We start from the raw sequence: 22,393 nt of genomic DNA, 5'->3' as shown, positions 1-22,393 counted from the left end.
TGGGACCGCCGCCCACCGGTCGTCGACGGCCCTGGCTCCGACGTCCGGTTCCTCCTCGGCGAGACCGGCGGCGGTGAGCGTGGCTTCGGCGAAGCGCTCCGGGCTTACCGGGTGAACAGCGAGGCGACCTGTCGGAGTGCGTCGAGGGCCCTTCTGCCGAACAGCAGGACGGCGGCGATCAGCGTCCCCACGACGACGGTCTGCGCTTGTACGTCACCGGACAGGCCCACGGCGCCGGCGGACCATGCCAGTGCGGGGTAAGTTGCCGCGAGAGCCCCCAGCCGGAGCGTCTCGAAGGTGCGCTGAGGCTCGACGCCCTCGAGGTCCGGCGCGGGCAGCAGCGCTCCCAGCCGCCCCTCAACGTAGGCCTCGGCGATCGAGTGCAGCTTGGCCGCCAGGTCGCACCGAGCGAGGTCCGGATAGGTGTCCAGGCCCGCCTCGGCGGCCCGGAGGGCGGCAACCACCCGGCCGGCGTGGTCTCGGAGCGCGCGCTGGCGGTGCGAAAGGCGGGGAAGCGTCTTCCGCCGGAAGCGTGCCTGCCGGACGGCCCGCTCGCTGGCCCGCAGCAGCCGTGGAAGGTCGTCGACGCGATCCGGTGAGCCGCACGCCGAGAGTGCGCGCAGAACGGGCTCCAGCGTCCGGTAGGAGCCCCACTTCCCGTCCAGTCCACTCACCATCGCGTGGGTGAGCCGCCGGGTGACCAGCACAGCGGCGAAGAGCATGACGTACAGCAGCAGCGCCGCCAGCACGGCGAAGTACGTGCTCTTGAGCGCCAGCAGCCGCTCGAAGACACCTTCCTTCCTGGCGAAGGTGATCTCGGCCTGGAAGAACGCCACGCCGAGGAGCATCGCGGCGAATGACATGAAGGTGTGCCACGGCAGGAGCGCGCACGCGAATCGGATCTCGGTCCGCAGGGCCGGCGACAGCCGGCGCCCCGACGCGACCGCGTCCAGCGCGCTCTGTCCTTCCCGGGTGAGCTTGCGCGCGGCCGGTCCTCCAGGCGCTGACGTCTTCACCCTCCACCACCGGCGCAGCCGCCCTCTCGGACGTGGTGTCCTCACCGGTGCGGTCAGGGCTACTTCCTGGGCCACCGCCATCAGCGTTCCCCCTCGACCGGGCCGTGAGCCCGACGGGGCCGGCCAGCTGCGGCCGGCCCGCCGTCGGCGAGATTCCGTGCGGTGGTGCCGAATGCCTCCGCTGCGCTTTCCTTGGAACGGAACGGGTCGTACGTGGCCACTGGTTTCCCCCCACGTCGGTTCGGTCGAGGAGCAAGCCTGCCCCACTCCCGCGCTCCCGGGGACGGAAACGAACGATCCCGGCCGCGCGGTCGGATCGGGCACCAACCGCAGGCAGTGCTTGCCGGCCGTGGGCGTCCGGGTGCTCGCGGTGAAGCCCGGCGGCCAGCCGGCTGTCCGGGAGTTGCTGACGGACCTGGACGGGCTGGTGCGCTCGATCGGCTACCGGCACCCCGACCGGCGGCTGAGCTCCGTCGCGGGCATCGACTCGGCTGTCGGGGAAGTCCTGTACGGCGGGCCGCGCCCGGCCAGGCTTCATCCCTTCCGTGAGCTGCGCGAGCCCTGTCACCTGGCCCCGGCCTCCCCGGGCGACGTGATCCTGCACATCCGGGCCGAGCGAATGGACCTCTGCTTCGAACTGGCCAGCCTGTGCGCCCGCCGGCTGGCCGGGGCGGCCCGGGTGGTGGACGAGACACAACTTCGACCAGCGCGACCTGCTCGGCTTCGTGGACGGCACCGAGAACCCCGGCGGGCGCCGCGCCGCACTGGCCACGTACGTCGACGCGGAGGACGGCCCGTTCGCCGGGGGCAGCTACCTGATCACGCAGAAGTACCCGAACGAATTGGGGAGTTGGGACACATTGAGCACCGAGCAGCAGTAGCGGGTGATCGGCCGCACCAAGCTGTCCGCCGTGCAGCTGGGCAAGGCGGACCAGCCGGTGGACTCACACGTGGCAGTCAACCAGATGCTGGACGCGAACGGCGAGGAGCAGCAGATCCTGCGGGCCAACATGCCCCTCGGCACCGTCGGGCGGGGCAAGTACGGCACCTACTTCGCTGGCTACTGCCGCGCCCCGGCGGTTACCGAGGAAATGCTGAGCCCGATACTCCTCGGCACACCAGAGGCCGCGCTCGACCGGATCCTCGACTTCTCCACTGCCGTCATCGGCCCGCTGTTCTTCGTGCCCAGCGCCGACTTCTTGGCCTACCCGCCGCCGCTTTCGACCTCGGGGCCGAATCCGGCAGGGCGTCCGCGTCCGGCCGTCACCCGAGCCGACGTGCCCGGGTGCGCAGTGGCTGGCGTATGCCTCGTCGGAGAGCCTCGATATCGTTGGACCGGCGGCTGGCGCCGGCCGGTCAGGCCAGCTGGCGGATCAGCGAGTCGTAGCGGGGCGAGTCAGGGTAGGGCTGCATGACCCCTGTCAGCTGGTAACCCCACCGCTCGTACAGGGCCCGGACCTTCGGGTGGTCCTGCTCGACCAGCAGGTGCGAACGCTCCTCGATCCGATGGGACATGAGTTCCTCGTGCAGCGTGTGGGCGATGCCCGTGCCGCGCCACGGGGCGCGGACCATCACCTCGCAGAGCGCGAAGGTGCGGGTGTCCGTCTCCGCCAGGTCCTCGGCCGGGGCCGGGGTGATCAGGCCCTGCCACCGGTAGTCGGCGGTGCGGGCGAAGCCGTACGCGTACCCGACCGCCTCGCCGTCGACCTCGCCGAAGGCGCATCCCCAGCGGGGCCGGCTGGCGTGGGCCCGCAGCCGTTCGGTGAACCGCTCCACGGTGAAGAACGGGTCGGCTTCGGCCTCGCGCTGGTAGACCTCGGCGTACACCTCGATCAGCCGGTGCTCGACCGCCTCGACGTCCGCTCCGGTGTAGTAGGTGACGGTCAGGGTCGCGGCATCCACGGGCAGTCCCTCTCAGGTGGTGGTCAGCTCGTCATAGCGTTCTACGAAGGCGGCCGACTCCGGAAGGCCGAGCCCGGCCAAGCCGTCGCGGAACCGGCCGAGCCTGACCGCCCAGCGGGGGCAGTTCACCGACTCGTACAGGTCCAGGGCCTGCCCGGCGGTGTCGGCGGCCTGCTCGGGGCGGCCGGCGCCGAGGTGGCACTCGGAGAGGTGGACCAGCTTGGCGAAGCGGTTGCGGCGGAACTTCGGGTCGAGCAGGGCCATGCCCTGTTCTTCCTGCTGGACGGCCAGAGCGGGCTTGTTCAGGTCCATGTGGGCCATCGCGGCGGTGCCGAGCAGTTCGCCCGGCCCGACGAAGGCCAGCCACGCCGAGGTGTCGCCGTCACCAACCCGGTCCAGGCAGGCTTCGGCGCGGGCGAGTGAGGCCCCGCAGCGGGCGCCCTCGCCGCCTGCGGCGTACCCGAGGGCCATCCGGCCGTGCAGCAGCGCAGAGAGCCGCTGGTCGCGTCCGTTGCGGGTGGCCTCCAAGGCGGCGCGGGCGATCGTCACCGTCTCCATCGCCCGGCCCAGCTCCCAGGACTGGCGCGACATGTACGACCAGATCCGGGCCTGGAGCATCCGGTCGCCGGCCAGCAGCGCGCCGCGCAGGCCGGCGTCGAAGTTGCGCCCGGCCCGGTCCTGGTCGCCGCTGTCGAAGGCGAACCAGCCGGCGGAGGCGCGGAGTTCGCCGAGCACCTGGTAGAGGGCCTTCTCCACGTTGGGCCCGTAGAGGCAGCGGCCCATCGCGTCCTCGATCCGGCCGACGTAGGTCTCGGCGATGTCGGCGAGCTGCTGGCCGCCGTACGCGTCATCGACGGCGTGTAGGCGGTCGACGCTCTCGCGGATGCGCCCGACGTCGCTCATCCCTATCCGGCCCGAGGCCGGGAGCGGCGCGAACGCGAAGCTCAGGAGGTTGCCGGTGGCGGCGATCATGAATTCTCGGCGGAGCACGCTGTCAGACTCCAGGCGGTCGGAGGTGGTACCTGCCGCCAGCGTAGATCCGTCGCCCAGGGCGGCCAGTTGGCGTCTGCGGGAGTCGGTGAGGGTGAAGCCGAGCCGGTCGGCCGGGACGTTGAAGACCGTCATCATGGCCGCGAGGTAGTGCAGGTGGGGGCTGGTGCTCTCGCCGGACAGCCACCGCCGCACCTGCCGGTCGGTGGCGTTGCCGGGCTGCCCGAACAGCCTCTCCTCTGCGGAGTTGAGCGAATCCGCGAGCTTGCGGGCGTTGAGCCCGTTCTCGTCCATCAGGCTCTTTAAGGCCGTGTTCGGCGTCGGGGGCATCACAGCTCCTCACATCGGTACACGGGACGGTACAGCTCCGCGACACCGCGTCAACCACGCACCGAGGCCCGGGAAATGTCCGGGCGGCGGGACCGGGCCCGCTCCGAAACGTCCTACCTGCCTTGCGTGATCACGCGTTGACTTAGTGTCACAGCCCGGCGCCGAGGCGCGACCAGGTCCCCGGTCCCGGTCGCTTCGGGCCACCGCCGGGTTGTCCGCTCCACCACGGTCCCATCCATCTCCGCCACGGCGGAGACAACCGAGAGGAACCACACGATGAGCGACAACGGCAACGAGAACACCGGCAGCGGCGGCAACCAGCACGAGGCCGACGGCGGCAACGAGAACCACGACCAGTAGCCACCGGTAGCCGTCCCGGGCCGACCGCCGTCGGCCCGGGACGCCCGGCCGCCACCGCCCGCACGCCCCACCGGAAGGCCTCATGCCCATCCTGCGCGCGCCTACCAGCCCCGGGCCGACGCGCCCCGACACCACCACCCCGGCGACCGGCGCCCCACCGGGAACCGCGTCCTACGGCGGGCGCTGGTCCTGCGCCGGCTCGCCGAAGCCCGCCGCGCTGGGCACCGAGCACCGCCCCTTGGCCGGCAGCGGTGACCACCCTCGCCGACCAGACCGGCACCAGGGCCCCGGCCCCGGCCACCGTCTTCCTGCCCTACACGCCCGCGTCGGCAACCGCCGCCCGCCGGATGGTCGTCACCAAGCTCAAGGAGTGGGGCTTGGAGAGCCTGGTGGACGACGCCGCCCTGATCGTCACCGAACTCGCCGCGAACGCCGCCAAGACCTGCTGCCGGCGCCGCATGGGGGTGAAGATCCGCCGCACCGGCGAGAGAAGCGTCCGCATCGCGGTGCGGGACGGCTCCCGCGTCCTCCCGGTCCTGATCGACGCCGGCCCCGACGCCACGTCCGGCCGGGGCATCGCCCTGGTCCACGCCCTCACCGAAGGCCGCTGGGGAGCGAAGCCCGAACCCCTCGGCAAGACCGTCCACGCCGACCTGCAGACCTGACCACGCCGCACACCGGCCCCGCCCCCTCGAACGCCAGGAGAACCAGCACGTGATCAGCATGACCCTCGCTCAGATCGCCGAGTCCGTCGGCGGCTACCTCGACCACGTCACCGACACCACCACCGAGGTCACCGCCCCCGCGGCCTTCGACTCCCGCCACGTCACCCCGGGCGGCCTGTTCGCCTGCCTGGCCGGCAACCGGGCCGACGGCCACGACTTCGCCGGCTCCGCCGTCGCGGACGGCGCGGTGGCGGCCCTGGCCGCCCGCCCCGTGGGCGTCCCGGCGATCGTCGTCCCCGACGTGCTCGGCGCCCTCTCCAGCCTCGCCAAGGCCGTTCACAACCGCTACGACGGGACGACGGTCGCCCTCACCGGTTCGGCCGGGAAGACCAGCACCAAGGACATCCTGCGGCAGATCCTCGACTGCCACGGCACCACCGTGGCCACCGAGCGCTCCTTCAACAACGAGATCGGGTTCCCGGTCACCGTCCTGCGCGTCACCGCCGACACCCGGTTCCTGGTGCTGGAGATGGGCGCCCGCAACCGCGGCCACATCCGCCAGCTCGCCGAGACGGCCCCGCCGCAGATCGGCGCGGTGCTCGGCGTCGGCTCCGCGCACCTGGGCGAGTTCGGCGCCCGCGAGGCGATCGCCACCGCCAAGCGCGAGCTGGTCGAAGCCCTCCCCGGGCACGGAACGGCCATCCTCAACGCCGACGACCCGCTCGTGCTGGCCATGGCCGACCACACACCGGCGGGGGTGCTGCTGTTCGGCCGCCATGCGGACGCCGACGTGCGCGCCGAGAACGTCACCGTGGACGCGTCCGGCCGGGCCGCGTTCACCCTGACGTGGCAGGACAAGAGCGCGCCGGTGCGGCTGCGGATCGTCGGTGAGCACCACCTGACCAACGCGCTCGCCGCCGCCGCGATCGCCCTGACCTGCGGCGTCCCCTTCCATACCACCGCCGGGGCCCTGAGCACCGCCACCCTGCTGTCCGGCTCCCGCATGGAGGTCACCGACCGGCCCGACGGGATCACGGTCATCAACGACGCGTTCAACGCCTCCCCGGAGTCCGTCCGCGCCGCCCTGGCCTCCCTCGCCCACCTCGCGGCCGGTGGCCGTCCCACGGTCGCGGTCCTCGGGGAGATGAAGGAGCTCGGCGCCGCCGCCGAGGCGATCCACGAGCAGATCGGCGACCTGGTCGCCCACCACCGGATCAGCCGCCTGGTCGCCGTCGGCGGCCCGAACGCCGGCCTCATCGCCAAGGCCGCCCAGCGCGGCGGCGTGCCCGCCGAGCACGTCGCCGACAAGTCCGCCGTCCTCCCGCTGATCGCCCCCGCCCTCACCGACCGGCAGATCGTGCTGGTGAAGGGCTCCAACAGCGCCGCCCTCTTCGACGTCGCGGCCGACCTGATCACCGCCCAGTAGCCACGGGATCCCACCATGCTCACCGAAACGATCATCGACATCGCCCGCGCCGCGTGCGCCCTCGCCGACGTCCCCGCAGACGAGATCGAGCCCATCCGGGTGCGCGACAACGCCATGTTGCGCATCCCCGGCCAGCGGACCGTGATCCGCGTCCATCAGGAGGGCGAGCTGGACACCGCTGTCCGGGAGCTCCGCGCAGCGGACTGGCTCCGCTCGCACCGCGTTCTCGCCCCCGAGCCGATCGTCCCCGACCCCGTCAGCGTCGACGGCCGGCCGGTGACGTTCTGGGACGACCTCGGGCCGGCCACGGCCGCCGACCCGGCCGACACCGCCCGCTCGCTGCGGGCCCTGCACAGCCTGCGCGTCCCCACCCACCTCGGTCTGCCGCGCTTCACCCTCCCCGACTTCGGCGAGCGCATCGACCAGGCCCTCACCGACGGCCGCTCGAAGGTGTGGCTGCGGTACCACGCCGCCGAGCTGGCCCACCGGTGGGAGGCGATCGAGTGGCCCGACCCGTGGTGCGTGATCCACGGCGACCCGAGCCCCCACAACACCATGGCCACCCCGGATGGCGCCCACCTGGTCGACCTCGAGCGCTTCTCGGTCGGGCCCCGCCAGTGGGACCAGGCGACCGTGATGTTCCAGTCCGACACCCTCGCCGATCCACCCGCCCGGTGGGAGGCGTTCCGCGACGCCTACGGCGAAGACGTCACCACCTGGTGCAGCTACACGACCATCCGCGACATCCGCTCGTTCGAACTCGCCCTGTTCGCCCTGCGGCACGCCGATAAGTCCGACCACGCCCGCCACCAGGCCGACTACCGGCTCGCCTGCCTCATGGGCCGGGGCGGCGACCGCCCGTGGGGATGGGTCGCCCCCTGACCCGCACCACCCGATCAGGTGACCGTCCGCCCGACTGCGCCACGGACGGCCGGTCACCCCACCCGACCTCCGCAACCACCCGGAAGAGTCCAGCATGCGCCGCACCGCCAAGCGGAGGGCGTCCTGCCACTCTCCGTGTTTCCCTTCCATGGCCCGGGGGCGGTCTCTAGCATTCATTTTGACGGGGGCAGGTCAAGACCCCCGGTTTCCCTCTTTCTGGAGGAGTTTCTCTCGTGACCTTCAAGCAGCGTCTTGCGCTGGCCGTCGGCGCGGTCGGTGTCTCGGCTGTCGCACTCGCCTCGCCGGCCAGCGCCACCGGGGTGGCCTGGTTCCACGGTGATGACGAGGCGTCGGTGGACCTCACTCCTGGCAACGGCGCCGCCTCATGGGCGTGGATATGGGACGGCAGTGCCGACCAGTACGGCACCGTGCTGATCATCCACCTGGCCAACCGCAGCACCCAGCGCCTGGTGACATGGGGCCAGGGCAGCAGCAATAGCAGCAGCTACGGGGCGCGGATCGTCTCCGCGCAGATCTGCGACTGGAACGGAAGCCCGCTCAACTGTGGCAGCGTGCACTACTTCTGACCTACTCTCGGCCTGTATGCCGTTCGGGGTTGGATTTCTCTGAGCGGGGGTTGTCACCACGACCCCCGCTCAAGTGGCTTTGGGGCTTCATGCCGGGGCGCGCGGCCTACCGGCTGCCGGTCGACAACTGGCGGACGTTGCCACCGTCGGCCAGGCGCTTCCGTGGCCTTTCGACCTCCCGGTGCTGGGCTGCCAGCCGGGACAGGGCCAGGTCGGCCCTTTCGCCTGGGGCACGGGAATTGCCGCACCCCAGATCGGCATCGGCCGCTCGGCCGCTATCGTCCAGCCAGCCGAGCCCAGCACCCCCGCGATCGTCCTGCTGAACTCCCCGCATCATCGATCACTCCGGCGAGACGGACAAGCAGTTCAAGGGCCTTCTGCCCGCATGCGTCCCGGTGTCGATCCCATCCCCGTCGAGCAGGACCGGCAGCCCCCCGAGCAGGGGGAAGAGGCTCAGCGCAGTGTCGAGGTACGCGGCAACCTCGGCCTCCTTGGCCTGCGACAGCGCGAGCGGGGTGGGCTTGTCCCGGTTGTCGAGCACCATACTGCCCGCCCTCTGCGCGAGTGCGTACAGCTTGGCCTCCAACTGCTGGACATGTGCCTTGTCCAGAGAGCCGTCTGTAGTGGTCAGGACATAGCACCGGTCCCAGAAACTCTTGTCGCGCAGGTGCTTGTTCAGACGGTCGCGAACCCGTACCCCCTCCCCGACGTAGATCCGGTCGAGGCCCTTGGCTGACGGGTCGGGGCCCAGCAGCAGGTACGCGCCGGCACGGCAAAGGATCTCGTACTGGCGCTCGTCCCGACGCAATTGCTCGTAGCTCGAACGGGGGAACGACAGACACAGGCCTGTCCAACCCTTCAGGTCCACCACGCGCGGACCATCCAGACCCCCACAGGGGAGGAAGATCTCGATGGAAGCCCCGGGGCTGTTACTGCGCGACGGAGTCGAACAAGCGACCGGGACTGCCTCCGGCGCCCCGCCTCGTGAGCCCGTGGCTGGGGCCGTCCGCCGAGCCGAGATACTGGCGGCAGAGGCCGGGTGGCCACTCGAGGTCGCCGGGGCCAACGTAATGCCGCTCGCCTGTTCGACAGAATGCGCACCTGGTCGGATTGAATGCATGATTCGTACTTCCTTCGGGCGAAGGGAATACGGATCTGCCGATGACGGGTTCCCGCGAATACGACTGCGCGCTAAAATGAATCCTGTCACGACAGACCCGGGACTTTGGTAGGTCGAAGGGTCCGTGATCGGTGGCCGCCGCTGTCTCGCAAAGCATGCGGCGGCCACACCCTTGCATCAGAAAGTTTCCTGGTAGCCCCTGCGCCCCAGGTAATAGGTCGAGCTCTCCGAATCTTTCTCGACCTTGCTCTGCCGTGCAAAGTCATCCATGCTGGTACGCAGGCTCTTGATGTTGGAAATCCCTAGCTCATCGGCAATCTCGCGCAACTTCCACCTTCTGTCGCGGTCCTGAGCGAGCAGCTTCAGGACCCGTTCGCGGCGGTTCACGCGGAGCCCGTTCTCGCTGAGCTCTTCATCCACCTCGTCGTACTCGTCAGGGTCGGCCTGCTGGCCCGAGTCGCGCGGGCGGGGAATGCCGTGGACTTGGATGTATTCGAGGTTTTCTGTGGACGTCTTGATCTTCCTCAGCTCGCGCAGCGCACCGGAGATCCCTCGGAGGTTTTTCTTGGCCTCCTCCTGCATCTCTTCCAGCTGGGGAATGTACTTGTCCGGATCCCGGGCAGCTTCGGTCAGGCGTGGTAGGTCGATTGCCATGACTGGACGCTATCCAACTCAAAGGAAAAACCCGAGCGTGACAGGTAAGTCCCACTCGAAAGGAGTAAAGAAAGGGTATGGAAATGCCATGCATGTCAACCCTGGCGCAGGGCTGTGTCACCCTCGCCAGCCAAGCATGCATACGGGAAGTGAAATTTTTCGGGAAAGGACATGGAGGAAAGGGGCACGGGCGGGCAGGTGCGCCGCCAGAAGGCCAGCGTGCATCCGGAGATGGCGGCGGAGCTCGACCAGCGGCCGGAGGACAGCGAGAGCGGCGCGACTGTGCAAGCAGGGCGCGTCAGCAGCCCTGAAGAGGCAGGGCAAGCCTGGCCATTCCCTGCACCTGACTTCAGGCCCTTCCGGCGGGGGTTGTTGGCCCCGGCGGACCGCGACGGGCCTTGATGGCGGAGCCACCCGGAACCCGCGTCAATGCTGGGTTGCGCCAGAGCTGTCCGAACGGATGGGCCGGCGAAAGACATAGGAGGGTAAGGGGTGGGAAATTTCGGTCAACCGGTGTCCAGGCCTGCACTTCGGCGGGAGGTGCTGCCAGGAGCCTGCGCGGCAGCCCGCTGTCCACGAGAGCGCCAGCCAGAGTCGGAGGACTTGGCTCGACAGCTGTCCCGGCACCCAGCACTGCTCTGCGGCAGCAGCTGAGCCGGCTGTCAGGCGAACGGAAGGTTCTAGCCCGAGGTGGCGACGACCGGGCGACACTCCGACCAGGCGGGTGTCCCGCACCTCCGACTGGAGCTGGGCCGGTGTCCGCTGCAAGGACGACAGCCACCAGTCGTACCTCCACCCGAACACCACCACGAACAGCAGACACCGATTACCTCCCGGGGCTGACGGTCCCACCTGTCCGCTTCTACGCATCAAGCGGTCCTTGGCGTTTCCCCATGCCATGGCAGCCCCGGCCCGCGGAACATGCCCGGGACAACGCCACCAGCCCGGCGGCGAACGCCACCCAGGACCCGCCGACCTCGACGCTCCCGCCACATTCGCAGTCGGCACATCTCCTCTGCGTCATGCCCATCGACGCGTGCAAAGGCTCCCGCCGTCACGGGAGTAGCACTTCTGTGCCTTCCGGAACCACGGGCGCGCAAGACTCTGCGGCATGCCCCCGTGCGCCCCAACCCGGCTGGCAGCCCTGGCCTGCCGGACTCGCGCCGGTCCCCCAAACCTAAGCCGCCCGCGGACGTGCCCGATCCATGCCCCAAGTCCAAGGACACACCGTCGACCACTCTCCTGGCCGCCGCCCCTCAGTCAGCTCGGGCGGGACGGTCCCCCCGTCACCACGAGACCGTCGACGATGCGCCCTCAGGGGGTCCCGCTGGCGCACACTAGGTCGAACCCCAGCTGCCATCCGACACCGGAACCGGATGCGCAATCCCGCATCAGCACAGGTCACAACCATCAACGCACGCGCGCGCCAATGAACCTGATGTTTCGCCAGTACGGCTTTCCCGGTTTCGGTCCCAAGGACCGGGCGGAGCCTCTAGGCTGTGCGCGCTGAAACGATCACCGATGAGAGGCCGGCATGGAGCACACCGACGACCTGCTCGCGACTGTCATGGCCTCCCTGTCCCACGTCGAGTACGAGACCGCCGCCCAGGAGGAGCGTTGCGCGCGCCTGGGCGAACGCCGCGCCGCCGTCCAAGCGCAACTACTGGAAGTCGAGCAGGAATTCGCCAAAGAGAACCTGCGACTGGACAACCTCAACGCAGTCCGGGACTCGATGCGCGCGAACGTCGAGCGGCTCATGCCCCGGGCCGACAGTGCCGGTTCACCGGCTGGCGCCCTGGACCAAGAGGCCGGACCGGAGCCCGTCCCCGGCGGGGAAGGCCAGGCCAGCGAGCACAAGCGCGAGCCTGCGGGTGAGAGCGTCCTACTCCCCGAGACGACAGCCGAAACCGTCTCCGGGCCAGCCGCCCCCGTCCACGACGGTACTCCCGCCACCACGGGCGAGAACGGCACCAACCTCGCCTTGCTGCAGAGCCACGAGCCCCCTGCGGTACCCACCGCAGAAAGCTCCAGCGAGGGCGGCCAGACCCCTCCCGCCGTCCCGGAGTTCGCCGCCGCACTCGACCCGGGCCGCGTCGATTCCTGTATCACCATGCAGGACCTGGTCACGCTGCTGCTGGCGACCTCTCAGGAGCCGCTGCGCGCGGGCGACCTGCATGCGGCGATCAATCACTTCCTGGCCCAGGGCCGCCCCGTCGGGCTGGCCAAGAAGCCCTACACGATCCAGTCGATCCGCACCGCGATCCGGCACCTCCTCGACAAGCAGGTGGTCCGCCGCGTCGACGCGGGCCTGTACACCCTGACTCGCCAGGAAACTCCTGCCACCCTGTCGGGCCCGGACCTCGCCGCGGCCGACCCCAAGGCGGTGGCCGCCTAAGGAGAGGCCGAGCATCCGTCCCCAACACATTCACCGGGGGATGTGAGAGGTGCCGCCAGGGGCCTAAGCCTGGCGGCACCGAGCGCGTCCCCAACAAGGTCACGCGCCCCCGAGACTAGCCGAGTTCAGGCAGCTCCGGGGCCGTATGGCCCAATTTCGTGCTGCCCTCCTCCGCGATGCCGGAGGGCGGTACGGGAAAGCGCTGCTTCCATGCAACATTCCCCTTCACGCGATCAGCGAGGCTCTGGCGGTTGCGCCGGGCCACAGCACCACATCCAGCCCGTCCTCCAGCAGGCTGACGGTCACCACGTCCACCCAGGACGACCCGCTCAGGACGTTCGCGATCACCTGCCGGTTCACACCGGTCAGGGCCGCGGCGTGCCGCAGACTCCACCCCCCTTCCTCGATCCGCTCCCCGAGTGCGCGGGAGATCGCCAGAGCCACCCTGGCCTGGGCGTGCTCGGGCACCGTCGTATCGGGCCAGGCCTGCGGATCGGCGGCAAAGTGCCGCGGCGGCAGATGGCGCAGGGTGCCACCGGTCATCGGGATGCGCTCCTCGGGGTCGACGTGCACTATGTCCGAGAAAGTGGCTACTTGTCCGTCCACTTCTCGTGGTCTGTGGTACTGGAGGTTGCCGTGAGCCAGGTGATCTTGAAATATCGTCCCCGTGACTGCCCACCCGAGTGGGAGGCGGTGGCGGACGGCGTGCGGATGCTGGTCGCCGCCGTTGCCGAGCAGGTCAGCTACCCGGTGAAGCTGGTCCTGCGGGTCGTCGCGATGCTCGCGATGAGCGCGGAGCGGGCCGGGCTCCCCCGCGACCCAGCCGTCTGGCTGGAGCAGTCCACCATCAGCCGCTGCCTCATCCTCGACAGCACCCTGGCTGACGCCAGCCTCCAGAAGTACGCGGCCGTGCTCGCCCGCGTCCACGAGACCCTGGTGTGGGTGGAGCGCGGCGAGGAGCCCCGGCCAAGACTTCGGGCCGACCGCTCGCGCGCCGTCCCCTACGACGTCAGCGAACTGACCCGCCTCGGAGTCTGGGCCCAGAGCCTGCCGAACACCGCCACTGGACGGCGCAGTGCCCTGGCGGTGCTGTGCCTGTGCGCCGGGTGCGGGCTGATGCCTGCCGAGATGGCCGCCGTCCGCGGCACCGACGTCCTGCGCCTGCCCAGCGGCGCGGTCGTGCTGATCGTCCCGGGCTCCTCGCGCCTGGTCGTCTGCCGTTCCCTGTGGGAGGGTGCCCTGGCCGAACTTGCCGCGATCGCCGGAGACGACCACCTGTTCGTCCCCGACCGTACGGTGGCCTACGCGAAGAACCTGGTCAGCAACTGGACCAAGCGCAACACCCCCGCCGACCCGCGAGTTCCGCGGGTCGATCCGCGCCGCGCCCGGTCGGCCTGGATCGTGGCGCTGCTGCGCGAGCGCGTGCCCGAGACGCTGGTCGCGGCCGCTGCCGGACTGACCTCCACAGCGGGGCTCGCCGCCTACCATGCCTGGGTGCCAGCACCCACGCACGACGCCGCCGTCCGGATGCTGCGGGGCTGGGCATGAGCACACACCGCAGGCCGCCCCGCCGGCCGGTACGCCACCCGCACCCGCCGACCGCGCCCCAGCCGGTACGCCCGGCCCCCTCACCGTTCACCACCAAGGTCTCGAACAAGCACGTCCAGCTCGCCTACGACCTCATCCGCACCAGCGGCGCCCTGGAGCGGATCCGGGAACTCGAGGCCTCCCGTCCGGGCCCGGACGGAGTCCGCGCCGACGCGGTCCTCGTCGGCCTGTTCCTGGCCGCCCGCAGCCGGCGCAGCACCAACGTCGACGACGCCTGGGAGCTGATGACGTTCGGCCTGAGTAAGAAGTGGCGCCAATTCTTCGGCCTGGCCAAGGTCGACAAGCTCGACCTGAAGGCCTGTCACGCGAGTGCGCAGCGCTTCTACCGAGGCTGCAACCGTGTCACCACGGTCCTGGACCCGGCCCGTCACAACCGGCGCATCCGCCTGCCCAGGGCCGATGCCCGGCCGCACCGGGCGGTGTGGGCGAAGGCCTCCGACACCCACGACCCGGCGCCGGCCCTGAGCGAAATCGCCAACCGGCTCGTCCTGTCCCCGGTGAGGATCGCCACCGACCGCGGCCTGCTCGACAACTGGCGCGGCCACCTGGCCGTCGACGGCACCGCCGTCGCCGCCTGGGCCCGCAAGAGCAGCAGCCGCCACTGCTCGCTCGAGATCAGCGCCGGCAACCACGTCTCCGGTGATGGCACGGAGACCTTCGGCTACACCGCGACGCTGCTGGTCGCCGGGCACGCCGATCCCGACGATGCGGGCAGCTACCCGCAGTTGTGCATGGGGATGGCCGTGCACACCCCGTCCAAGCAGATCGGCACTCACGCGGTGCGGCTGCTGGAGGTCGTCGGACGGCTGACCTCCTTGCGCGGGTTCCTTGCCGGGGACCGCGCCTACACCAACGCCCGCGCGGAGACCTTCCACCAGCCCGTCCGGGTCCTCGGCTGGGAGCCTCTCCTGGACTACCGCACCGACATGATCCGCCCCGTGCCCTGGCGTGGCGCGATCGCCCTGGCCGGGGATCTGCTGTGCCCGCACACCCCTGAACGGATCATCAACGCCTACCACCTGATGGCCGACCGGAAGAGCGGCCCGCGGCGGCTGGAGCTGCTGCCGCTGATCGAGGAGGCCGACCCCTACACCCTGCCTCTGAAGCAGAGCGCAGACGCCCACGGGAACGAGCGGCGCCAGTGCCCGGCAGCCGGCCCGAGCCCGAAGGTCCAGTGTCCCTGGGCCGCAGAGCGGGACCAGCGGTCCCGGGCCCAGCGGCGCACGAAGGCCCAACGGCCCGTCGTCGACCTCAGCGACCGCCGTACGCGGCGCGCGCACCCCGCCGCGAAACCCGTCGTCCGTGTCCCCGACACCCCGGCGCACAAGCGGCCCGAGATCTGTCAGCAGCCCACGATCGGCGTGCCGGTGGACCTGACGCCCAAACTCCGGCAGAAGCTGCCGTGGGGCCGTGCTCTGTGGCAGCGCGCCTACGGAGGTCTGCGCAACCACATCGAGGGCCTCAACGGGCGGGTGAAGAACGTCGACACGTTCCTGGACGACCCGACGCTCCGTCAGAGCCGTGGGCGGGTCGCCCAGACGCTGCTGGCCGCGATCCAGTTGATGGTCGAGAACCTGTCCACCATCGAGGGGTTCCTGCGCAGGTTCAGCCTCTACCGCGAGGACAACTGCACCCTGGCGAACATCAGCAACACGCCCGACCCGCACGTCGAACCGGGCTCCGCTGGTCCGGAGGTCACCGATCGGCGCCGTACTCCGGGCGATCACCCGCCGACGAGTGGTTAGCGAGCTGGGTGCAAGCTGAATCGAAAAGCGCGTGAGGCGGCGCTGTGGGACCACCAGACCTTCGGTCCCACGGCCGCTTCGCCATGCCCACCTCGGCACCGCTTGCTCCGTTCACCAGCCCCGCGGAACGGCGTGACCCTTCCCACAGAGCCGGGCCGCACTTGAACAGCCCCACAAACGCAAGATCCCGCCCAGATCTACGATCTGGGCGGGATCTCGTGAACCTCTCACGAACTAACTCGTGAACGGCCCATTGGGTGGAGCTGAGGGGATTCGAACCCCTGACCCCCTCGATGCGAACGAGGTGCGCTACCGGACTGCGCCACAGCCCCAACAAGAAGAAACTTTAGCACCTTCCGGGGGTGGTCCGTGACCACCCCCTGGTGAGGGCCGGTGGGTCACTCGTTGGCGGCCCGGGGGCGGGTCTCCGCGTGGGCCGCGGCGGGGTCGGCGTACTGGTCGAAGAGCGGGGTGTTGGCCGGGCGCGGGTCGGTGGTGCGGCCGGAGTCCCAGGTGTCGCGGGCATTGAGGTCGAGGCCGCGGGTGACTCGGGGGGCGACCGGCGCCGTGACGTAGGTGGGCAGCGGGACGGGCACCGGCTCCCAGGAGTCGGGGCCGGAGGCGCCGCGCTCGCGCAGACCGTCCACCCACTCCTCGTGGTCGGTCGCCTCGACCAGGGCGGCCGCGCTCGCGCCGGCCCGCTCCTCCGGCTCCGCGGCGAGCCGCAGGTGCGGCCGGCCCGGGGTGGCCGGCGGCACGGCGTCGTGCCGGGGCGCGGGCTCCTGACCCTCCGTCGGGGCGGTCGCGCGGGCCTGCTCGCGGGCCCGCAGCCGCTCGGCGGCCTGGGCGGCCCGCACGCGGTCGAGCTTGACCTCGTACCGCTGCCGCTCCAGGCGCCGCAGGTGGCCGATGTAGAGGGTCAGCAGGATCGCCGGACAGGCCGGCACCCAGAGGAAGGCCACCCCGGCCACCGCGGCGACCACGGCCCCCGCCGCGAACGCCAGGAAGAGCGTGGTGACCATCCGGCGACGGCGCGCCAGCAGGCGGGCCCGCCGCTCGCGGTGGGCGGTCGCGGCGGCCGCGGCCTCCGACTCCCCGTCGGCGTGGTGCGGCGCACCGTCGTGGTGCAGCACATCCTCGTGGCGCGGCGCACCGTCGGCGTGGCGCTGGGCACCGTCGTCGCGCCGGGCACCGTCGTGGCGCGGCACGCCGTCCGCCGTCACCGCCGTCGGGTCCACCGGCTCGGCCCGGTCGGGGAAGGCCTCCTCCGAGGCCGTTCCGGGGGATGCCGAAGCCTCCGAGGTGGCCCCGTCGGGGGTCTCGGAACTCGCTCCGGAGTCACTGGTCTCGTCACCCAGGGCCCTGGTGACCCGCCGCTCCATGGCCGAACGGCCGGCCAGCAGGCGGATCGCGGTACTGAAGCGTTCCGTCGGACGCGCCTCGTTGAGCTCGTCCTGCCTGCGGAGCCACATCGGCACCAGATAGGCAGCCCAGGCCCCTACGATGACCGCGTAGATAAGGCCGCTACTGCTCACGTTTCACACGGTACGGGCGCCGGGGAAGGCCTGACAGCAATTTGGCACGGCGTGTCGGGCGATCAAGCTGATTCTCCGACTATTTTGCCGGTATTTGTGACCACTCGGACCCCCGGCGATGCCATATCGATACCTATTTCGAACAAGTATTCAATTACCGTGACCCCGGCGCGAGCTGACCGCCCGCCAGGGCCCCAGCAGGCCCTGGGGGGCCTCCTCGACGGTCAGTGCGTAGACCAGGTGGTCGCGCCAATCGCCGTCGATGTGCAGATAGCGCGGACGCATTCCCTCCTCGCGGAAGCCGAGTTTCTCGACCACCCGCCGGCTGGGCACGTTCTCGGGCCGGATGCAGACCTCGATCCGGTGCAGGCCGAGCACGCCGAAGCAGTAGTCCACGCAGAGCGCCACCGCCGTCGGCATGATGCCCAGGCCGGCCACCTCCTGGTCCACCCAGTAGCCGATGTTGGCCGAGCACATCGAGCCCCAGGTGATCCCGCCGACGGTGAGCTGCCCCACCAGGCGGCCCTGGTACTGGAGCACGAAGGGCAGGATCCGCCCGGCCGCCGCCTCGGCCCGCAGGTAGCGGGTCATCTGGCGGAAGGTCGGCCGGGCCCCCGCCTCGCGGCCCGGCAGGGTCGGCGGCACGGTGGCCTCCCAGCGGCGCAGCCACTCGCGGTTGCGGCGGCTCACCTCCTGCCAGTCCCGCTGGTCGCGGGCCCGGATCGGGCGCAGCGTGATGTCGCCCTCGTGCAGCTCGACCTGCCAACCGCCGTTCAGCTCGGGCTCCCGTCAACGGCCCCGTCGATCGAGTGCGACCCGTCGGCCGGGTGGCCCGGGTGGGCCCCGTCGGCCGGGTGGGCCGGGTGGGCCGGCGGCCGGGGGTGGTCGCCGCCCGCGAGCTGGTCGACGGCGTGGGGCAGCAGCGGGGTCAGCACGGCCAGGCCGTCCTTGACCCCGCCGGTGGAGCCGGGGAGGTTGACGATCAGGGTGGTCCCGGCCAGGCCCGCGAGGCCCCGGGAGAGGGCCGAGGTGGGCACCTTCTCGCGGCCGTACGCCCGGATCGCCTCCGGGATGCCGGGGATCTGACGGTCGATCACCCGGGCGGTCATCTCGGGGGTGAGGTCCATCGGGGAGATGCCGGTGCCGCCGGTGGTCAGCACCACGTCGTACCCGGCGGCCACGGCGGCCCGCAGCGCGGCCTCCACCGGTTCGCCGTCGGGCACCACCTGCGGGCCGTCGACGGTGAAGCCCATCGCCCGCAGGCCCTCGACCAGCAGCGGCCCGCCCTTGTCCGCGTAGACCCCGGCCGAGGCCCGGTTGGAGACGGTGACGGCGAGGGCCCGCATCACGCCTCCCCCTGCGCGTCGGCCCGGGCGTCCTGCGCCTCGCCGCGGTACCAGTCGCCGCTCTTGCCCCCGGTCTTGGTGAGCACCCGGACGTCCTCGATGGTGGCGCCCTTGTCCACCGCCTTGACCATGTCGATCACGGTGAGCCCGGCCACCGCGACGGCGGTGAGCGCCTCCATCTCCACCCCGGTGCGGTCGGCGGTCTTCACGGTGGCGGTGATCTCCACCGCCTCGTCGGTGACGGTCAGGTCGACCTTGACGCCCGAGATGGCGATCGGGTGGCAGAGCGGGATGAGCTCGGGGGTCTTCTTGGCGCCCATGATCCCGGCGATCCGGGCCACCGCGAGGGCGTCGCCCTTGGGCACGCCCTCGCCGCGCAGCAGGTCGACCACCGTGGGGGCGACCCGCACCCGCCCGGCGGCCACCGCCGTGCGGACGGTGGTGGCCTTCTCGGAGACGTCGACCATCCGGGCGGCGCCGGTCTCGTCGACGTGGGTGAGCCGGTCGCCGGGGTGAGGTGCGGTCACGGGGTAACTCCAGGGGATACAGGTCCGAATACCGCGCTACCGTACCGCCCCGGGCCGGTCAGGCCGTGAGAAGGACCACATCGACGGTGGAGTCGGCCGCCACCGAGGTCTCCTCCTCGGGCACCACGATCAGGCAGTTGGCCCGGGCCAGCGCCCCGACCAGGTGCGAGCCCTCGCCGCCGACGGGGTGCACCACCCCGTCCGCGTACCAGCCGCGCAGGTACTGCCGGCGCCCCGCCGGGGAGCGCAGCTCGGCCGGGCAGTGCGCCCGGACCACCGGGCGGTGCACGTCGGGGGCGCCCAGCATGGTGCGGATCACCGGGCGGACGAACAGCTCGAAGGAGATGTACGCGCTCACCGGGTTGCCCGGCAGCGCGAGCAGCGGCACGCCGTCCACCCGCCCGAAGCCCTGCGGCTTGCCGGGCTGCATCCGCAGCCGGCGGAAGTCCACGCCGCCGTACGACTCGAAGACCTCCTTGACCACGTCGTACGCCCCGACGCTGACCCCGCCGCTGGTGACGATCAGGTCGGCCCGGCCGAGCTGGTCCTCCAGCACGGCGCGCAGCACCGCGGCGTCGTCCGGCACCCCGCCGACCCGGTAGGCGATGGCGCCCGCGTCCCGGGCGGCGGCGGTGAGGGTGAAGCTGTTGGAGTCGGAGATCTGGCCGGGGCCGACCGGATCGCCGGGCTGCACCAGCTCGCTGCCGGTGGAGAGCACCACCACGCGTGGGCGGGGGCGGACCTTCACGGTGCCCCGGCCGATCGCGGCCAGCAGGCCGAGCTGGGTGGGGCCGAGCACGGTGCCGGCGGTGAGCACCTCGGTGCCGGCCGTGATGTCGCTGCCCCGGCGGCGGATGTGGGCGCCCTCGGCGACCGGGCGCAGCACCCGGACCTCCTCGTCCGCCACCGGCGCGGTCATCGCGTCGGCGGCGACGCCGGTGCCGGTGCCGCCGTCGGTCCACTCGACCGGGGCGACGGCCTCGGCTCCGGGCGGCATCGGGGCGCCGGTCATGATCCGGGCCGCCTGGCCCGGGCCGACCTTGGGCAGCTCGCCCGCGCCGGCGGCGATGTCGCCGACCACGGTGAGCACCGAGGGGTACTGCTCGGTGGCCCCGGTGGTGTCGGCGGTCCGGACGGCGTACCCGTCCATCGAGCTGTTGTCGAAGGGTGGCAGGTCGCCGGTGGCGACCACGTCCTCGTCGAGCCGGCAGCCCTGCGCGTCGAGCAGTTGGAGCTCGATGGCGGGCAGCGGGCCGACGGCGGCGAGCACGTCCGCGAGGTGCTCGTCCACCGTCCACAGGCGCGGGGCCGGGCCCGCCCCGTCCTCGCAGCAGCTGCTCTGGGTGGACCCGGTCATCGCCTCACGCTCATTCCTGAAGAGGTGTCAGCCCTGCATCTCGGAGCCGACGAACTCCTTCAGCCAGGACCGGAAGTCCGGGCCGAGGTCGTCGCGCTCGCAGGCGAGACGGACGATAGCGCGAAGGTAGTCCGCGCGGTCGCCCGTGTCGTAGCGGCGGCCCTTGAAGAGCACGCCGTGCACCGGGCCGCCGCCGGTCTCGTCCCGGGCGGCCAGCTCGCGCAGCGCGTCGGTCAGCTGGATCTCGCCGCCGCGGCCGGGCTCGGTGTCGCGCAGCACGTCGAAGACGGTCGGGTCGAGGATGTAGCGGCCGATCACGGCGTAGTTGGAGGGCGCGTCGGCCGTCTCGGGCTTCTCGACCAGGTCGGTGATCCGGAAGACGTCCTCGCCGAGCCCGTTGGGCTTCACGGCGGCGCAGCCGTAGAGGTGGATCTGGGAGGGGTCGACCTCCATCAGCGCGACCACCGAGCCGCCGAGCTCCTGCTGCACCTCGATCATCCGGGAGAGCAGCGGGTCGCGCGGGTCGATCAGGTCGTCGCCGAGCAGGACGGCGAAGGGCTGGCCGGCCACGTGCTGCTCGGCCACCGAGACGGCGTGGCCGAGGCCCTTGGGGTCGCCCTGGCGGACGTAGTGCATGTTGGCCAGCGAGACGGACTCCTGGACGCGGCGCAGCTTGTCCTGGTCACCCTTGCGGGCGAGCAGCTCCTCCAGCTCGTACGCCCGGTCGAAGTGGTCCTCCAGCGCGCGCTTGTTCCGGCCGGTGACCATCAGTATGTCGGAGAGGCCGGCGGCGGCGGCCTCCTCGACGACGTACTGGATGGCCGGCTTGTCGACGACCGGCAGCATCTCCTTGGGGGTCGCCTTGGTGGCCGGCAGGAAGCGGGTGCCCAGCCCTGCCGCGGGCACCACGGCCTTGGTGACGGGCATGCGGCCATTCGTCTGCGTCATGCGGAGACCTTACTAAGGCTCGGTACCGGGAGCTAAGAACGGAGTGAACCACCGGTTAATCCCAGCCGGTCAGGAGACTCCGTCGTGCGCCACGGTCGCTGCGGAAGGGGTGTGCGGCGCGCCGGACGGCTGTGAGACCCCTCCGGCACAGAGCGACAGATTACCGGGGATTTCGGGCGCTCCTACCCCGCCCCCGAGCACTGCTTCGCACCCCTCCCGGTCAGGCCCCGTACCGGTCGGCCCGGCCGCGTACCAGCCGCCACCGCCGACCTCCCGGGCCCGGCCCAGGGCCTGGTCGGCGGCGCGCAGCAGCAGGGAGGTGTGCGCCTCGCCGCCCGGGCCGGGGGTGGTGCCGGCCAGCGTGGCGATCCCGACCGCGGCCGTCAGGCCGTTGCCCGCCGGCGGGTGCTGCGGGCGGCTGCCGCCGGGCGACCAGTCGAGCAGCGGGTGGCGGCGGACCGTCCAGCAGAGCCGCTCGGCCACCTGCGCCGCCCCGGCCAGGTCGGTGTCCGGCAGCACCACCAGGAACTCCTCGCCGCCGTACCGGGCCAGCGTGTCCGTGCGGCGGATCTCCACGGTGAGCCGCTGCGCCAGGTCGCGCAGCACCGCGCCGGCCCGGGCCCGGCCGTGCTCGGCGACCACGGCCTCGAAGCCGGTGATCTCCAGCATCAGCAGGGCCAGCGGGGGCTCCTCCCCCGGCTCGGCCCGGCGCACCCGCTCGACCTCCCGGTCGAGGGTGAGCTGCAGGTGGCGGTGGTTCCACACCCCGGTGAGCGGATCGCAGGAGGCGGTGCGCTGGAGCGCGGCGCACTCGGCCTCCAGCTCGGCCAGGCGCGCCCGCAACCCGGCCTCCCGCTGCTCGGCGGCGCGCACCGCGCGGCGCCCGCGCAGCCCGCAGAGCGCGGTGGCGGCCAGCGCGGGGGCGCTGAGCACGGCCAGCGCCTCGACCAGGAGCGGGGTGGACATCGGGCGCCTTCCGCGTGTCAGGCTCGGGCAGTCG

20 protein-coding genes, 1 tRNA gene and 2 pseudogenes are annotated in these 22,393 nt (G+C 71.5%); 9 read left to right on the top strand and 14 right to left on the bottom strand.

Annotated elements, in window-relative coordinates:
- Positions 1-104: 104 nt before the first annotated feature.
- Entirely contained in the window at positions 105-1,016 is a 912-nt protein-coding gene (locus tag CFP65_RS41125) for a hypothetical protein (RefSeq protein WP_104817972.1), read from the bottom strand.
- Positions 1,017-1,188: 172 nt separating this feature from the next.
- Here CFP65_RS41125 and CFP65_RS42555 point away from each other — a divergent pair.
- A pseudogene (locus CFP65_RS42555) lies at positions 1,189-1,650 on the top strand (Dyp-type peroxidase domain-containing protein); the annotation flags it as partial.
- 91 nt (positions 1,651-1,741) lie between these two features.
- Positions 1,742-2,431, top strand: a pseudogene (locus tag CFP65_RS42550) (Dyp-type peroxidase).
- On the opposite strand, the gene CFP65_RS22990 reads toward CFP65_RS42550, so the two are convergent.
- On the bottom strand, positions 2,373-2,918 hold the full coding sequence (locus tag CFP65_RS22990; protein WP_254552524.1) for a GNAT family N-acetyltransferase: 546 nt from the start codon (positions 2,916-2,918) through the stop codon (positions 2,373-2,375). The pseudogene CFP65_RS42550 and the gene CFP65_RS22990 sit on opposite strands and share 59 nt — an antisense overlap.
- A gap of 12 nt (positions 2,919-2,930) precedes the next feature.
- On the bottom strand, positions 2,931-4,238 hold the full coding sequence (locus CFP65_RS22985) for a hypothetical protein (protein ID WP_158702321.1): 1,308 nt from the start codon (positions 4,236-4,238) through the stop codon (positions 2,931-2,933).
- 611 nt (positions 4,239-4,849) lie between these two features.
- Between CFP65_RS22985 and CFP65_RS22980 the strand changes: the two genes are divergently transcribed.
- The 4 genes from CFP65_RS22980 to CFP65_RS22965 all read left to right on the top strand — a co-directional run bounded on the left by CFP65_RS22980 (position 4,850) and on the right by CFP65_RS22965 (position 8,158).
- Positions 4,850-5,263 carry an ATP-binding protein gene (locus tag CFP65_RS22980; protein WP_104817968.1) on the top strand — a complete coding sequence of 138 codons (414 nt, stop codon included), beginning with the start codon at positions 4,850-4,852 and terminating at the stop codon, positions 5,261-5,263.
- A 49-nt stretch (positions 5,264-5,312) separates the two neighbouring features.
- Positions 5,313-6,689: a UDP-N-acetylmuramoyl-tripeptide--D-alanyl-D-alanine ligase gene (gene murF / locus CFP65_RS22975; RefSeq protein WP_104817967.1), complete on the top strand. Its 1,377-nt coding sequence runs from the start codon at positions 5,313-5,315 to the stop codon at positions 6,687-6,689.
- Between the two features lie 15 nt (positions 6,690-6,704).
- Complete coding sequence (locus CFP65_RS22970) at positions 6,705-7,571, top strand: phosphotransferase (RefSeq protein ID WP_104817966.1); 867 nt, start codon at positions 6,705-6,707, stop codon at positions 7,569-7,571.
- A 233-nt stretch (positions 7,572-7,804) separates the two neighbouring features.
- Positions 7,805-8,158 (top strand): hypothetical protein, encoded by a 354-nt coding sequence (locus tag CFP65_RS22965; protein ID WP_104817965.1) that lies wholly within the window; start codon positions 7,805-7,807, stop codon positions 8,156-8,158.
- Between the two features lie 340 nt (positions 8,159-8,498).
- Here the strand turns inward: CFP65_RS22965 and CFP65_RS22960 are convergent, their stop codons facing one another.
- Both CFP65_RS22960 and CFP65_RS22955 read right to left on the bottom strand, forming a co-directional pair.
- Entirely contained in the window at positions 8,499-9,029 is a 531-nt protein-coding gene (locus CFP65_RS22960; protein ID WP_104817964.1) for a GIY-YIG nuclease family protein, read from the bottom strand.
- A 426-nt stretch (positions 9,030-9,455) separates the two neighbouring features.
- Positions 9,456-9,932 (bottom strand): hypothetical protein, encoded by a 477-nt coding sequence (locus tag CFP65_RS22955; protein ID WP_104817963.1) that lies wholly within the window; start codon positions 9,930-9,932, stop codon positions 9,456-9,458.
- 1,534 nt (positions 9,933-11,466) lie between these two features.
- Between CFP65_RS22955 and CFP65_RS22945 the strand changes: the two genes are divergently transcribed.
- Positions 11,467-12,327, top strand: a complete 861-nt coding sequence (locus CFP65_RS22945) for a hypothetical protein (protein ID WP_104817961.1) — start codon at positions 11,467-11,469, stop codon at positions 12,325-12,327.
- Positions 12,328-12,552: 225 nt separating this feature from the next.
- Here the strand turns inward: CFP65_RS22945 and CFP65_RS22940 are convergent, their stop codons facing one another.
- Positions 12,553-12,870 carry a helix-turn-helix transcriptional regulator gene (locus CFP65_RS22940; protein ID WP_158702320.1) on the bottom strand — a complete coding sequence of 106 codons (318 nt, stop codon included), beginning with the start codon at positions 12,868-12,870 and terminating at the stop codon, positions 12,553-12,555.
- 93 nt (positions 12,871-12,963) lie between these two features.
- Here CFP65_RS22940 and CFP65_RS22935 point away from each other — a divergent pair, with 93 nt between their 5' ends.
- Both CFP65_RS22935 and CFP65_RS22930 read left to right on the top strand, forming a co-directional pair.
- Positions 12,964-13,875 (top strand): hypothetical protein, encoded by a 912-nt coding sequence (locus tag CFP65_RS22935; RefSeq protein ID WP_158702319.1) that lies wholly within the window; start codon positions 12,964-12,966, stop codon positions 13,873-13,875.
- Positions 13,872-15,680 carry a hypothetical protein gene (locus tag CFP65_RS22930; protein WP_104817958.1) on the top strand — a complete coding sequence of 603 codons (1,809 nt, stop codon included), beginning with the start codon at positions 13,872-13,874 and terminating at the stop codon, positions 15,678-15,680. The genes CFP65_RS22935 and CFP65_RS22930 overlap by 4 nt, the downstream gene beginning before the upstream one ends.
- A 258-nt stretch (positions 15,681-15,938) precedes the next feature.
- Here the strand turns inward: CFP65_RS22930 and CFP65_RS22925 are convergent.
- The 8 genes from CFP65_RS22925 to CFP65_RS22890 form a co-directional block, all read right to left on the bottom strand.
- Positions 15,939-16,012 (bottom strand) — tRNA-Ala (locus CFP65_RS22925).
- A 66-nt stretch (positions 16,013-16,078) separates the two neighbouring features.
- The gene (gene glpR, locus CFP65_RS22920; protein WP_104817957.1) at positions 16,079-17,215 is read right to left on the bottom strand and encodes a gephyrin-like molybdotransferase receptor GlpR; all 1,137 of its coding nucleotides are present in this window, start codon (positions 17,213-17,215) and stop codon (positions 16,079-16,081) included.
- Between the two features lie 150 nt (positions 17,216-17,365).
- Positions 17,366-17,992: a GNAT family N-acetyltransferase gene (locus tag CFP65_RS22915; protein ID WP_104817956.1), complete on the bottom strand. Its 627-nt coding sequence runs from the start codon at positions 17,990-17,992 to the stop codon at positions 17,366-17,368.
- Complete coding sequence (locus CFP65_RS22910; RefSeq protein ID WP_254552523.1) at positions 17,989-18,561, bottom strand: molybdenum cofactor biosynthesis protein B; 573 nt, start codon at positions 18,559-18,561, stop codon at positions 17,989-17,991. The genes CFP65_RS22915 and CFP65_RS22910 overlap by 4 nt, the downstream gene beginning before the upstream one ends.
- Positions 18,561-19,028, bottom strand: a complete 468-nt coding sequence (gene moaC / locus CFP65_RS22905) for a cyclic pyranopterin monophosphate synthase MoaC (protein ID WP_254553060.1) — start codon at positions 19,026-19,028, stop codon at positions 18,561-18,563. Before moaC ends, CFP65_RS22910 begins: the two co-directional genes overlap by 1 nt.
- 118 nt (positions 19,029-19,146) lie before the next feature.
- Positions 19,147-20,445, bottom strand: a complete 1,299-nt coding sequence (gene glp, locus CFP65_RS22900) for a gephyrin-like molybdotransferase Glp (protein ID WP_104817954.1) — start codon at positions 20,443-20,445, stop codon at positions 19,147-19,149.
- A 27-nt stretch (positions 20,446-20,472) separates the two neighbouring features.
- Positions 20,473-21,393, bottom strand: a complete 921-nt coding sequence (gene galU, locus CFP65_RS22895; protein WP_104817953.1) for a UTP--glucose-1-phosphate uridylyltransferase GalU — start codon at positions 21,391-21,393, stop codon at positions 20,473-20,475.
- A 69-nt stretch (positions 21,394-21,462) separates the two neighbouring features.
- Entirely contained in the window at positions 21,463-22,359 is an 897-nt protein-coding gene (locus tag CFP65_RS22890; protein WP_104817952.1) for a GGDEF domain-containing protein, read from the bottom strand.
- Positions 22,360-22,393: the final 34 nt, after the last annotated feature.

Origin of the sequence: Kitasatospora sp. MMS16-BH015, from assembly GCF_002943525.1 — a bacterium.
In the GTDB taxonomy this organism is placed as follows: Bacteria; Actinomycetota; Actinomycetes; order Streptomycetales; family Streptomycetaceae; genus Kitasatospora.
This window is presented reverse-complemented; position numbering and strand designations above follow the sequence as displayed.